This window comes from Leptospira borgpetersenii serovar Javanica (assembly GCF_003046425.1).
Taxonomy (GTDB): domain Bacteria; phylum Spirochaetota; class Leptospiria; order Leptospirales; family Leptospiraceae; genus Leptospira; species Leptospira borgpetersenii.
The window spans coordinates 20,938-32,500 of sequence record NZ_QAJG01000003.1 but is presented as its reverse complement, the minus strand read 5'-3'; the positions used below and the strand labels follow the sequence as shown (position 1 = coordinate 32,500).

12 protein-coding genes and 2 pseudogenes (1 of these 14 cut by a window edge) are annotated in these 11,563 nt (G+C 39.0%); 7 read left to right on the top strand and 7 right to left on the bottom strand.

The features are described from left to right. Nucleotides 1-525, bottom strand: partial view of a CheR family methyltransferase gene (locus CLV95_RS02965; RefSeq protein ID WP_002723017.1) — the 5' portion only. 348 nt of this gene lie to the left of the window's left edge; 525 of the gene's 873 nt are visible here — the first part of the coding sequence; the start codon lies at nt 523-525; its stop codon lies off the left edge, out of view. Nucleotides 526-739: 214 nt separating this feature from the next. On the opposite strand from CLV95_RS02965, the gene CLV95_RS02960 reads away from it, so the two are divergent. Beyond that, entirely contained in the window at nt 740-994 is a 255-nt protein-coding gene (locus CLV95_RS02960; RefSeq protein ID WP_002723038.1) for a hypothetical protein, read from the top strand. Beyond that, the gene (locus CLV95_RS02955) at nt 991-1,740 is read left to right on the top strand and encodes a menaquinone biosynthetic enzyme MqnA/MqnD family protein (RefSeq protein ID WP_002723010.1); all 750 of its coding nucleotides are present in this window, start codon (nt 991-993) and stop codon (nt 1,738-1,740) included. The genes CLV95_RS02960 and CLV95_RS02955 overlap by 4 nt, the downstream gene beginning before the upstream one ends. Nucleotides 1,741-1,856: 116 nt before the next feature. On the opposite strand, the gene CLV95_RS02950 is transcribed toward CLV95_RS02955, so the two are convergent. Both CLV95_RS02950 and CLV95_RS02945 read right to left on the bottom strand, forming a co-directional pair. After that, complete coding sequence (locus CLV95_RS02950) at nt 1,857-2,528, bottom strand: LIC11874 family lipoprotein (protein WP_002723025.1); 672 nt, start codon at nt 2,526-2,528, stop codon at nt 1,857-1,859. Nucleotides 2,529-2,712: 184 nt separating this feature from the next. After that, nucleotides 2,713-3,942 (bottom strand): alpha/beta fold hydrolase, encoded by a 1,230-nt coding sequence (locus CLV95_RS02945; protein ID WP_002723008.1) that lies wholly within the window; start codon nt 3,940-3,942, stop codon nt 2,713-2,715. Here CLV95_RS02945 and CLV95_RS02940 point away from each other — a divergent pair. The 4 genes from CLV95_RS02940 to CLV95_RS02925 all read left to right on the top strand — a co-directional run bounded on the left by CLV95_RS02940 (nt 3,926) and on the right by CLV95_RS02925 (nt 8,664). Further along, the gene (locus CLV95_RS02940) at nt 3,926-4,459 is read left to right on the top strand and encodes a hypothetical protein (RefSeq protein WP_016749469.1); all 534 of its coding nucleotides are present in this window, start codon (nt 3,926-3,928) and stop codon (nt 4,457-4,459) included. The two genes, CLV95_RS02945 and CLV95_RS02940, sit on opposite strands and share 17 nt — an antisense overlap. A 732-nt stretch (nt 4,460-5,191) precedes the next feature. Beyond that, nucleotides 5,192-6,829: an N-6 DNA methylase gene (locus CLV95_RS02935; RefSeq protein ID WP_002735564.1), complete on the top strand. Its 1,638-nt coding sequence runs from the start codon at nt 5,192-5,194 to the stop codon at nt 6,827-6,829. A 301-nt stretch (nt 6,830-7,130) separates the two neighbouring features. Continuing rightward, nucleotides 7,131-7,889 (top strand): biotin--[acetyl-CoA-carboxylase] ligase, encoded by a 759-nt coding sequence (locus CLV95_RS02930; protein WP_002723028.1) that lies wholly within the window; start codon nt 7,131-7,133, stop codon nt 7,887-7,889. Between the two features lies 1 nt (nt 7,890). After that, nucleotides 7,891-8,664, top strand: a complete 774-nt coding sequence (locus CLV95_RS02925) for a type III pantothenate kinase (protein WP_002723032.1) — start codon at nt 7,891-7,893, stop codon at nt 8,662-8,664. Between the two features lie 126 nt (nt 8,665-8,790). Here the strand turns inward: CLV95_RS02925 and CLV95_RS02920 are convergent, their stop codons facing one another. Together CLV95_RS02920 and CLV95_RS20005 are read right to left on the bottom strand one after the other, a co-directional pair. Then, on the bottom strand, nt 8,791-9,051 hold the full coding sequence (locus CLV95_RS02920; RefSeq protein ID WP_002616306.1) for an RNA recognition motif domain-containing protein: 261 nt from the start codon (nt 9,049-9,051) through the stop codon (nt 8,791-8,793). A 31-nt stretch (nt 9,052-9,082) separates the two neighbouring features. Then, a pseudogene (locus tag CLV95_RS20005) lies at nt 9,083-9,272 on the bottom strand (hypothetical protein); the annotation flags it as partial. Between the two features lie 168 nt (nt 9,273-9,440). On the opposite strand from CLV95_RS20005, the gene CLV95_RS02915 reads away from it, so the two are divergent. Further along, nucleotides 9,441-9,836, top strand: coding sequence for a GNAT family N-acetyltransferase (locus tag CLV95_RS02915; protein ID WP_002723033.1), 396 nt, complete (start codon nt 9,441-9,443; stop codon nt 9,834-9,836). Between the two features lie 230 nt (nt 9,837-10,066). Here CLV95_RS02915 and CLV95_RS02910 read toward each other — a convergent pair whose 3' ends face one another. After that, nucleotides 10,067-10,972, bottom strand: a complete 906-nt coding sequence (locus CLV95_RS02910) for an Rpn family recombination-promoting nuclease/putative transposase (RefSeq protein WP_002723009.1) — start codon at nt 10,970-10,972, stop codon at nt 10,067-10,069. Nucleotides 10,973-11,054: 82 nt separating this feature from the next. Then, a pseudogene (locus CLV95_RS02905) lies at nt 11,055-11,534 on the bottom strand (hypothetical protein); the annotation flags it as partial. Between the last annotated feature and the right edge of the window lie 29 nt (nt 11,535-11,563).

Below are 11,563 nucleotides of genomic sequence, written 5' to 3'. Positions count from 1 at the left end.
TAAAAGTCGATCCTCTTTATAAATTCCTTCTTTTGCGGTATTGATTACGTTGGTATCGATGTCGGATGCGTAAATCTTGATATCCCATCCGGACTTATGCGCGAAGTATTCAAGACAGGTGATCGCGAGTGTGTACGGTTCCTCTCCCGTCGAGCAGGCGCTGGACCAGATTCTTAGGATTTTTTTTCCGTTTTTAGCGGCCTTTTCCTCCAGAGAAGGAAAAAAAGTGTCTTTTAGAAATTCAAAATGATGATTTTCCCGGAAGAAATCCGTTTTGTTCGTTGTAATTCGATTGATGAGCTCCGTGAGCTCGCTTTTGAAAAATCCGTGATCCGCTCGGAGTCTTCCGATATACTCCGAAACGCTTTTTAAACCGAAATGTTTTGCCCTACCATTCAGTCGGGATTGAACCATGATCTTTTTATGATCTGCAAGGAATATTCCGGTTTCTTTGTACATGAGGGATTTGACGAATTGAAATTCCTCGTCTGAAATCGTAATTATTCCGAATTGGCTTTCTGTCATATTAAAGAATGGTTTATAAGAGATTGAATACTCTGTCAAGATATACAAGTCTTAAAGATTTGCTTTAAGATATGAATTCAGGTAATTTCTGAATGAACGGCTCGTAGCCAAATCGTTTCATTCCGGAAATATAGATACTTTCTCGTTGAAAACCGTTGATCAAATTAGACGGCATGAAAAATAGAATTCAAACGTAATATTTTTTGAACTCTTTATGAAACCATTCGAAAAAAACGAACAGGAAAGCGAAGACGATTTTTCGGCCCACTGGGAAACCTCGGACCCGATGTTACTTTCCATCGTAAAGTCGTTCTTAGACGCGCAGGAAATTCGTTATTTCGTTGTCGGCGAAGAATTGTTCTTTTTGGAAGGAGCCGCCGTTCCCGCCGCGAATCATTGTGCAATTCTATATTTGGCAAATCGGGATTATCCGGTTTTATTGGAGTTTTTAGAAAGAGAAAACCGTTGAAGATAGGAATTGTTAAACATTTAAACGCAAGACCGTTAACCTGGGGATTTGAAAAAAATGAAGAGCACGTAGTCGTTTACGAAAATCCGGCCATTTTGAAAGATTATCTTTTGAACGGAGAAATCGATTTGGGTTTGATTTCTTCGATTGAATGCGTTCGCAATCAGGACATACTCAACACATATTATGAGACAGGGGTCTGCGCTCGGGAAAAGGTAAGATCCATTCTTTTCTTTCAAAATAAAAAGGAAAAATTTCCCCCAGAGTCGATTCTTACGGACAGCGGTTCTAAAACGAGTGTGGCGCTGGTTCGAGTTTTGATCCACGAAAAATGCGGTTTTATTCCGGATGTGGAGCCTACCGATTCAAACCTCATTCGGGAAAGGATTGAGAAAGGAGTCGGTTCTCACATGCTTTTCGGGGACAATGCACTTTTGGCAAAATGGGACCCCAAGTTTTACGAGGTAAAAGACTTAGCTCAGTGGTGGAATGAAATTACGGGTCTCGGTTTTATCTTCGCACTTTGGGCGAGTAAAAAATCTTTGAAGGTGGACGACTTCATATTCATTCAATCTTTGGAATATGGGATTTCTCATATGGAAGAGATTATCTCTTACGAATCCAGGCTTTCTCCGGTTTTGGTTCGAGAGTATCTTACAAAGGAGCTTCACTACAAGATTACCGAGAAAGACAGAAAGGGTTTTGTTCTTTTCGCGGAAAAGTGTGAAAGGTTGAATTTATTGTAGGATATATTGCTTCTGTCGAACGACTAAACCGCGTTCGTAGGAAGTGATTTTCAGAGTAGCGTCTGTCGGCGGAATAAAAAAGAAATAGTTGCAGTTGAATTGTTCGCCGTTGCGAATCAATAAATAACCGTAATTCTATAATCCCAGGAATTGTTTCCGGTTTTTTCGATCGTTTCTGCTAAGGGCAAACGGTAACTGAGTTTACCCAAATTCACGTCTCCTCGATTGGACCTGCATACGGATGCGATCGGAAAATTCACTTTAAACAAGATAGAACTTGTGCGCAACAAACGAAGCGTTTCGGAATAAATTTTTTTTTCTCCGTCTTTCTTCAGGGTTTCGGGCGCACGACTGATCGCGGGAATTTCCCTTTTCACGTAGATCGTATTTCCTTTTTTACGAACCTGAACCTTTCCAAGCATGGCGCCTTCGATTTGGGAAAGTTCCTGAAATTCCACCTTATAATAAACCTTCGCTTTTTCTCGAAATAAACTCGGATCAGTTTCCGGAGTTACGATCTTTTGATAGGTATAATCCTTGAGGGAAACGTTTCTGGAAAAAAAGCCCTTATTGAGTCTTCCTAAAATTTCGTCTTTCTGTGTGGGAAGAAATTTGATCAGGGATTCGTCGGAATTCCTGCGAGTCGGGACTGTATAAGAAACCTCTAATGTTCCCGAAAAATCGTGATTGATCGTGAGCGTTTCCTCGTAATCGAAACAATTGGAAAAAAATAATAACAGAACCGTAGAGAAGAAAAATTTATAAATCCGATCGTAAAAGAGGCTCATGCATCAAATCTGAGAGAGAAAAGGATTCCCGTCAACGAAAAGAGATTTGTGGTTTGTGCCGTCGTGAACCGGATGAGTTTGAACTTAAGGGAAATAAATTGGTTCAAAGGCTCGATTTATAACGTACCTGGGCACGTAATTTGAAATCGGATTCATAAAAAGTATAACGATTCTAAGAGGAAATTCATCTCCGAAACGCGGAGAGAATTCCTTCCTTGATTTTGGTCATGATTCCGGGTTGAGAACGGAGTCCGTGTTTTTTCAAGAAAGATTCTACGTATTGAAAGACGTCATCCTCGGCGCGATCCCCCATCACAAGACAAGCGTGACCGTAATCGTCCGAAGAACCGTTCGCTTTGGAAATGACCCTGAATTCCTTTTTTTTGGAACTTGCATTTTCGTAAACGGAATGGACTGCTTCCGGAGTTGCGATGACGTCTTTTTCGCCTGCGATAAACAGAGCGGGGACGGAAATATTTTTCTGGAGTCGGATATAATCATAAAATCCGTTGAGAGAATGCATCCGTTTTGTTTCGATCCAATGCATGAATTGTTCGGTGACTCCGTCCGCAATATTCTCGATTGCGTTCTTCATAATTTTCTTTACCGTTTTAGACGAAGTTACCTTAGGGTTGTAAAGAATTTCGTCGATCGGAGTGTAAAGTTCTCCCGCTAAAGGAGCGAGGATGGAGGCTCCGAATTTCAGATCCAGCATCTTTCTCGCACGGGGAAATCGGGAAAGAAGTCCGATCAGAGTGATGCCGATATGATTTAGATTTCCGGGGCCACCTAAGGATACAAAGGCGGCAATGTCTTCCGTATCCTTTTTACGCTCGGACATACAAAAATGAGAATATAGAATCATCGCTCCCATGGAATGTCCCACATAGGAGACGCGTTCGGAGCCGGTGATTTTTTTCACCTTCTCGAACATTGCGGGAATGTCGTATTTTACGATATCATCGAACGTGAAGTCTTCGTAACGAGTCGGGCTTTCGTGATAAGATCGTCCACAACCTCGAAGAGAAACTGCAAATACGTCGTAACCTCTGAGTTTAAGATAATAAGGGAGAGAATGTCTTCTATCTAAGTCGACCACGAACTTATTCGTTGCGATACCGTGAACGACCAACACGGGCGCCAATTGCGGATTCGGTTGAGGAGGAATATGTCTGTGGAGAGCTATATTCCATCCGTCCTTCGTTTTCGCAAAATGAACTTCGTCTGCAATGTCTTCTTGTCCGTATAATTTTCCGATCCAGTTTAAAAGAAGAGGATGGATGATAAGAATTAAGATGAGGATTCCGGTGAATAGGAAGGCGAGTGTGGATGCAAACAATGCGAAAAAAAGAAGAATGAAGAACGTAGTCGCTAAGTAGAACGGACTTCTACGATTCTTGAGAATTGCGATCACAGAATTAAAAATAATGGAAAATCCGAAATGTCAAGAAATAGAAGCTGCTTGCCCGAAAAATCGAAAAAAAGAATCTGGTGAGTACAACGTGTCTCAAACTCCGGAATACAAACTCTATACTTCACCGAATGGATGGTATTCCATGGTGCTGCCCGCACATTGGGTTCACATGGTCATCGAAGGAATTCCCGCATTTTTCGAGGAAAACGGAAGCGGTGCTCTTCAAGTCTATGCCTTTGAGAATAAATCCGGAAATTATGATCTCGGAGAAGAATTAAAAAGATATCTTGAAACACACAAAATCGATTTCGAAGAAGATAAGATTGCGTCTTTCGAAAACGAAGAAGGCAACAAGATTATGGCTTGCGAGTTCGTGAAAGAGGAACGTTTTTGGATGGTCTATATGATCGCCAATCAAAAAAGAATGACTCTTCTTACGTATAATAGCGACGACATGCCTCCAAATTATCTTGTTAGTGAACTTGCTACTGTTATTAGTTCCATCCGATTTTTATAATATACTTTAAACTTTGGAATACCCTACATTCTACTTCCGATTCGGTATGCCAATTTTAGCCATTAAACTCGCAAGAGCCATCGGGTTATAAAGGGATAGCGGGCGTTTTATCCGAAATGATTTTCCTAAAAGAGCTTGATCGATTCGTTTTGCAGAACAATGGAGGCGAATCGGTTTAAGAGTCGGAAAATTTCGGGTTTGATCTTTGAATTCGGCATTTGTTTTCTATTTTGGGGAAGTTTCAAATGAATCTTTCCAACAAATGAATACGGTACTAAAAACGATCAACAAAAAGATTCTTCTATTTAATAACTGTATACGAATCGAAACGAATGTAGAAATTTTGGAATAAACGAACGAAAGAATGGCTCTATCAAAAATAATTTTGTTCTTTAGATTTTAATAAATTAAAAGTACTGACAATATAATGGAATAGGGTTTCGATAAATTTGATTTTAAGTCGAAGCTTGTTCTAAACTCATTTTACTTAAGAAAGCCGTATACGACTTTTGTTTTAATGTCCGCTTAAAAAATACTCTGAAATTCTGAATCTCTAATTGATAGTATGCTGAGAGTGGTCTAACAATGAACAATAGAGTTAAATAATTTACTAGTTGTTAGCTTCTCCAGTTCTGAAACTTTTGTCTTTGACTGATATCGAGCTGTTGGATATAGAAACATAATTGATTTTGTTTGAAGCTACTAATGAATGATTGGAATTGTACGGTATAAATGTCTCAAGAGGTAAATCGAAAAAATAAAAATAAATTTCTAGGACAGTTTTTTACACCCGAAAGGGTTGCCGGTTTCCTGGTAGATTGGATTTTGGGGGCTGAACGTATCACTTCCCAAGAAGGTTTGAAACGTATACTGGACCCTGCAATTGGAAACGGAATATTTTTCGAAAGTGTTCTTGATAAACTTCCTAATCTCGATGCCGAATGGGTTGGCTTTGATTTGGATGCACAATGTCTGAGTGCTAGCCGTAGTGCACTTGAAAATAGGATCTCGAAAGCTAGTATACTTAGTTTTTACGATCGCGATTTTTTGTTACAGAAGGAGAATCAAAGATTTGATGCCATTCTATGTAATCCTCCGTATCGAAAGATCAGTGATAAAAATTATTCTAGAGAATTGATTCAGCAATTCGAAGGAAAATCAGAAAGAAAACTTCCTGGAACGGCGAATCTTTATGTTTTCTTTTTATTGAAATGTTTAAATCTAATCAATGTAGGAGGTCGGGCGGCTTTTCTCGTTCCTCAAGATTTTTTCAATTCCGGTTACGGAGTTTTTATTAAGTCTGCATTACAAGAATCAGGTTTGTTGCATTCCTTATTTCTTTTTTCCCCTCAGGACAGTCTTTTTGACGAAGCGATTACAAGTTCTTGTATCCTTCTATTAGAAAATTCTGAAAAAGAAAAGAAGTCGGGATTTTATTGGACGAGGCTCAAGCCCGGGTTCTTTTCCGATACATCCAAACTTCCTCTAAGTTCCGTCGAATCGATTCAGACGAATTGGATTTCCTTTCCCGATCCGGAAGAAAAATGGAGTCCAATCTTTCATCGACTCGAAAAGAAAACTTATACCGGCGAAAAAAAGGCGGATTTTGAAAGAAAAAAATTCAACCATTTCGTCCCGTTGACGGAGTTCGGAAAATTTACGAGAGGAATAGCGACCGGAGATAATAATTTCTTTCTGTTTACGAAAGAGATGGTGGAGGCTTCCGGAATCCCCGAAAAACATTTTAAAACTTGTATTCCAAAATCTCAATATGCAAGAAATAGAATATTTTTGCATTCCGATTGGGAGGAGTTGAGTCGAAAAGGTGCTAAGGTCTGGTTGTTGGACGTGAAGTTGGAATTCGATCCGAAAGATTCCCTCGCGTTGCAGAATCATTTACAATCCGGAATTACGAGAGGAGTCCATAAGAGGTTTCTACCTTCTAGAAGAAAAAACTGGTACACTCAGGAATCAAAATCTGCATGTCCGATTCTTGCTTCCAGCTTTCATAGGACCGAAATCAGGATTGTCAGGAATTTTAGCAATGTCGTTCATTTAACTTGTTTTCACGGATTCAAGCCGGCTTTCAATATGGAAGAATGGGTGGATGCACTTTATGCGTATCTCATTTCTTCGGTTTCTAAAAAGGATCTGGAAGCGAGAAGAAGAGAATACGCAAGAGGTCTTTGGAAGGCGGAGCCGGGAGATCTCAATTCTCTTTGGGTTCCTGATTTCAGAAGACTTGATCCTCAAATACAAAAAGAATTACAGATTTTGGTTTCCGATTTGAAACAAGCCCGTTTTTCTTCTGAAAAGGAAAATTTCATTCTGCATAGAATTGATTCGATTTTTAAGGAAGGATTGATCTGATCAAAGAATCAAGATGCACTCATTTGGGACTCTTTCATGGTTCGAGGACATCGATTTGTCTATCTATAACTCTTTGAATGAACGTTTAGGATAAAAATCCGTCTCAAGACCTTAGGAATGTAGGAACTATTACAATTTTAAACAACAGGAAAAACCGCCGATCCAACGTATATGGGTTCGTTTAAGTCCTTTTTTTAATAAAGCTTGTCTGTTCATTCAAATTATCATTTCGTAAGAAACGATATTAGTTTGGCTTTTTTTCTACTTGCGTAAACCAAATGACCTCGCGATGGTAACGGTCATGCAGAACGTATTACTTCAACCGGAAAAGGGAATCTTTATGGATTCCGTAACCTCCACAAACTCGGTCATTAAAAGTCGGGAGTTCCCACACGGAACTTGGATCGTAGCGAAGGAGCAGACCGCTGGAAGAGGAAGAAAGGATCGAACTTGGGAAGTGTTTGGTGAAGAGTCTTTGATTTTTTCCGGGAAAATCGGTCTAGAAAATTTCGACGGAGGACCGGGACTTTCACTTTTTATAGGCACCGCAGTTTGTAAGGCGATTCTTTCCGTGTACCCGGAACTCACTCGGGAAATCAAAATCAAATGGCCGAATGATTTATATCGTGGTAGCAAAAAGATTGCAGGAATTCTAATAGAGACGGAGGTCGAAGGTTCTTCCGCCACTTTGATCGTAGGAATCGGAATGAACTTGTATGGAAAAAGGGAATCGATACCGGCTCATCTTGCGGACGCCGATTATTTGAATACGAATCCGAATCGAGCAGGTAAAAAAAACGAGATCATAGAAAAGTTGATACCATTTTTGAACGAAGCGATACTTCTTTGGAAAGATGCGGAAGGAAGAAAAAAGGAACTTATTTTGTTAAACGAACTTCTTCTTTGGAAAGGACAATCCGTCAGTTACACCGAAGATGGACAATTGCGAACGGGAGTATTGGAGGGACTTAATGAAAACGGTTCCTTAATCTTAAAAACTCCTTCCGGGATTAAGTTGGATTTCATGGATAGTCCCGAGGACTTCCGCTCCCTAAATTAAAATGCTTCTAGTCGTCGATGTTGGTAATACGAATACCGTCTTTGGGATTTTCGAAAACGGAAAAAACGTTCCTCTGTTTCATAAACGAACCGTAACCAGGAAAGACAGAACATCCGATGAACTCGGATTGTTCTTCAGAGGGTTTTTGAGGGAATTTAAAATCGAAAATGAAGCGATCACAGGAGGAATTTATTCCAGCGTTGTGCCGACATTAAATCCGATCTTAGAGAGAATGTTCCAGGATTGGTTTAAGATCGAAGCGATTCGAGTTCATTATCAGATGAAACTCCCTTTTTCGATTTCTTATCCGAGGCCTTATGAAATTGGAGCCGACCGACTTGTAAATGCCGCGGCTTGTGTGATCGATTCGCCCGGCAAATTCATCATTATCGATTTAGGGACTGCGACCACGTTTTGTGTAGTGAGTGAAAAACCCGAGTATCTTGGAGGAGTCATTGCACCAGGTTTGAAAGTTTCTATGGACGCTTTGACAAGAAACACTTCTCAACTTCCTCCTATCGTTTTTCAGTCTCCCGAAAAAATTTTGGGGGATTCTACGATCGAATCGATTCAGGCCGGGTTCTTTTTCGGTTGGATTGGCCTTTTGGAAGGTATTATTCGTGAAATCAAAAAAGATAAAGGCCAGGATTATCGTGTAATCGGAACCGGAGGGTTAGTGACCGTCATCGACGCCGCTCATCCGGGAATCTTCGATAAAATCGATCCACTTTTGACTTTAAGAGGGTTGCAGATTTTACACCAAATGAATTCTTAGAATTTGTTTTGCTCTCTCTGAGAGCCGGGATTGCAAGTACATTCTATTCACAAACCGCCTGAAAAAGAATTTTTTCGAAGCGGTTTTGAAAAATCGGATTCGATTTAAAAACGGTGAATTTCTAAATTAAAATCTGTCGTTTTTTGGTTTTGCAACGTTTACTTTCAAATTACGTGTAAGAACGTTTTTTCCGTCTAAATCTTTGATCGCTTTGTCGGCTTCGTCCTTGTTGGGCATTTCGACAAAACCGAATCCTTTGGATTTTCCGGAATATTGATCCGTGATGATTTTTACGGAATTAACGGTTCCATGAACTCTGAAAAGATCACCTAACGTTCCTTCGTTTAGATCGTAAGAAAGATTTCCTACATAAATGTTGATCGGCATATTTACCTCTTATAGTTGTAAATTAGATCAGCTATCTAGATTTAAAAACAGCTTTTCCCGCAAACAGGATGTAGAAGAATTTTAGAGATGCAGGACTTAGAAAGAAAAGCAAACTTTAAGATAGACTACGTTCAGAAGTTAAAAAATCGAATGAATAACTGTAATTCTTTATCCATACTTATCGACGGAATTTTCTTTGGCAATACTAAATTTTCTTTAACTCCGACTCAAAAAAGCAATACAATCGCCGGGATATTTAGTTAAAGGATTTTTCTAAAAAGTAAACACTGCGTAATAGAGTGTTTTCTATGGCTAAAAGATGGGTTTGATCTGAAATTCGCGGCACTGACGGTGGTTTTTTAAGGACGTGGTTTTGGAAACGGAAAGGCTTGTTTTTAAGGGAATGGGAAGACGGAGATATAGAATCATTTGATCAAATAAGTTCCGATCCGATTGTAATGGAGTATTTTCCGGCTCTTTTGTCAAAGAACCATTCCGAACGATTCTTTGAAAAGATGAAAACTCATTTTGCGGAATTTGGATACGGGCTTTGGGCGTTAGAGACGAAACAAACAAAAGAATGGGTCGGTTTCACCGGATTTTTGAATGTCACTTTTTATGCTTCGTTTACTCCTGCCGTGGAAATCGGTTGGAAATTGAATTCTTCTTTTTGGAATCGTGGATATGCCACCGAGGCCGCATCTTTTTGTCTACATTGTGGATTCGAACAATGTAAACTTTCAAAGATGGTTTTGCTCACTTCCATTAAAAATGCACGTTCTTAGTCGGTTATGACAAGAAATCAGTTCCAATCATTCCATAAGTTCGTAATAAAACGTAAGAATTTCCATATTCAGAGGACGGACTGATGACAGTGTCGCGGTAATTCCGCTCTTACAGAAGACAGTTTTGAGGCGGGCTTTTAAGTCCATTTAAAGGGAAGTTTATTTTTAATTTATCGGTTTAAGAAATTGAAATAGAGAAATCTATGTTTTGATTTATGGAAGGAGGAGAGTTATATCACTCCGTGGTCTTTTAAGTCTTGCTCTGTAAGTTCAGTTATCCGAAGAACTACATCTAATTCGAATCCTTCTTTGAACATATTTCTGGCAGTTTCGATTTTACCTTTGAATTCACCTTTAATTTCACCTTCTTTTCTTAATTTCTCGGCTGTTGTCATGGCTAAATCCTCGTATTCCCTATTATACCTAGAATGACTGAGTAAACTTGTAATTTCAGTCGGTTTAATCTCTCTTACATTAAATATATACAAAAACAGTTTTTGGAAAATTTCAACCCTTTTCGATTCGTTTTTTAGACCTGCTAAGAGTTCAAATATTTCTCCTAAATGGGCTAAAAAAGAAGTATCCCCTTCCCAAATTTTTTGGACCACTCCTAAAATGACTCTTAGGGTGATACTTTCCAATTGGCTTAAATCCACTTTGGACAGATCAAATAATTCTAATTCAAAATCCGGAATGTATTTTTTAAATACTTCCTCTTCGTTTTTGGAGAGTATGAACCTGTTTTGAAAACTATTTCCTAAAGTCCAAGTCCTTTCACCGTGATAGAATACAAACGGAATTACGACTGAATATTTTTTATCCGCCCTATACTGAGACTTGTAGATCGCGGATATGTATCCTAATAGTTGGCTAAAGACTGCCTCGTCCAAATAACTTTTGTGTTCAAATAGAAGATAGATGTTCGCTTTTTTCCCGGATTTCAGTGGGATCTGAAAGAGTAGATCGGTTTGTTCTTCTTTTAAGTTTTCCGAAATAAAACTAGATTGAGTCAGTTCCAAACGTTTTAAGTCTAAAAGCTCGATTACATTTTCGGGTAAATTAAATTTAAAAAATGAAATCGCATCCTCTTTATCCTGTAAAGCTTCCCGGATGAAACGATCATGTGGGTTTGTCATATCAGACATGGTATTTTAAATAATGGATATTACTTCTATTTGTAAAGGTTCATTTTCTTTTTTTACTCAGCAGTTCTTTGATTCAATCCTTAGTATCCAAGGCGACCGCTTTTTTTAACTGTTTGACTTGAGTGCTTTTTTAACGTCCTCTTTCACTCCGCTAAATACCTTTTGCGCAGGAATGGCAGGTTGAAAGAAGTTTGTACTTTTTTCGTTTACGACAACAAATTTGAGATACGAACGTTGTACGTTTCCGTTTTTGTATTTTTGTTCTCGCGCAAATATATCTCCTTGTCCTGTCATACCAGGGTCTTGTCTGTACTTGTATTTGTTTCTTGTGACTAGTTGACCATGTGCGTTTTTTTCCTTAAAACTTCCCGTTTTAATGATAAGGGAATTGATCGTATTTTTTTCAAAAGACAGAGGTGTTCCATTCTCGTTTTTTGTGATTGGAACGATCACATAGGGACCGTTTTCTCCCATACGAGCTCTACTTCCTTTCAGTAAAGAAGGTCTCATATCGTACGAGGTCATCTTTTTCGATCACAGCCATATAGTTATATTATAATCGCCTAATAACTACACCTTCTG

Excerpts from the sequence above, each read along its gene's own strand:
- CLV95_RS02935 (WP_002735564.1), top strand. The coding sequence starts at position 5,192 with ATGTCTCAAGAGGTAAATCGAAAAAATAAAAATAAATTTCTAGGACAG.
- CLV95_RS02950 (WP_002723025.1), bottom strand. The coding sequence starts at position 2,528 with ATGAGCCTCTTTTACGATCGGATTTATAAATTTTTCTTCTCTACGGTT.
- CLV95_RS02910 (WP_002723009.1), bottom strand. The coding sequence starts at position 10,972 with ATGACAAACCCACATGATCGTTTCATCCGGGAAGCTTTACAGGATAAA.
- CLV95_RS02960 (WP_002723038.1), top strand. The coding sequence starts at position 740 with ATGAAACCATTCGAAAAAAACGAACAGGAAAGCGAAGACGATTTTTCG.
- CLV95_RS02930 (WP_002723028.1), top strand. The coding sequence starts at position 7,131 with ATGCAGAACGTATTACTTCAACCGGAAAAGGGAATCTTTATGGATTCC.
- CLV95_RS02920 (WP_002616306.1), bottom strand. The coding sequence starts at position 9,051 with ATGCCGATCAACATTTATGTAGGAAATCTTTCTTACGATCTAAACGAA.
- CLV95_RS02925 (WP_002723032.1), top strand. The coding sequence starts at position 7,891 with ATGCTTCTAGTCGTCGATGTTGGTAATACGAATACCGTCTTTGGGATT.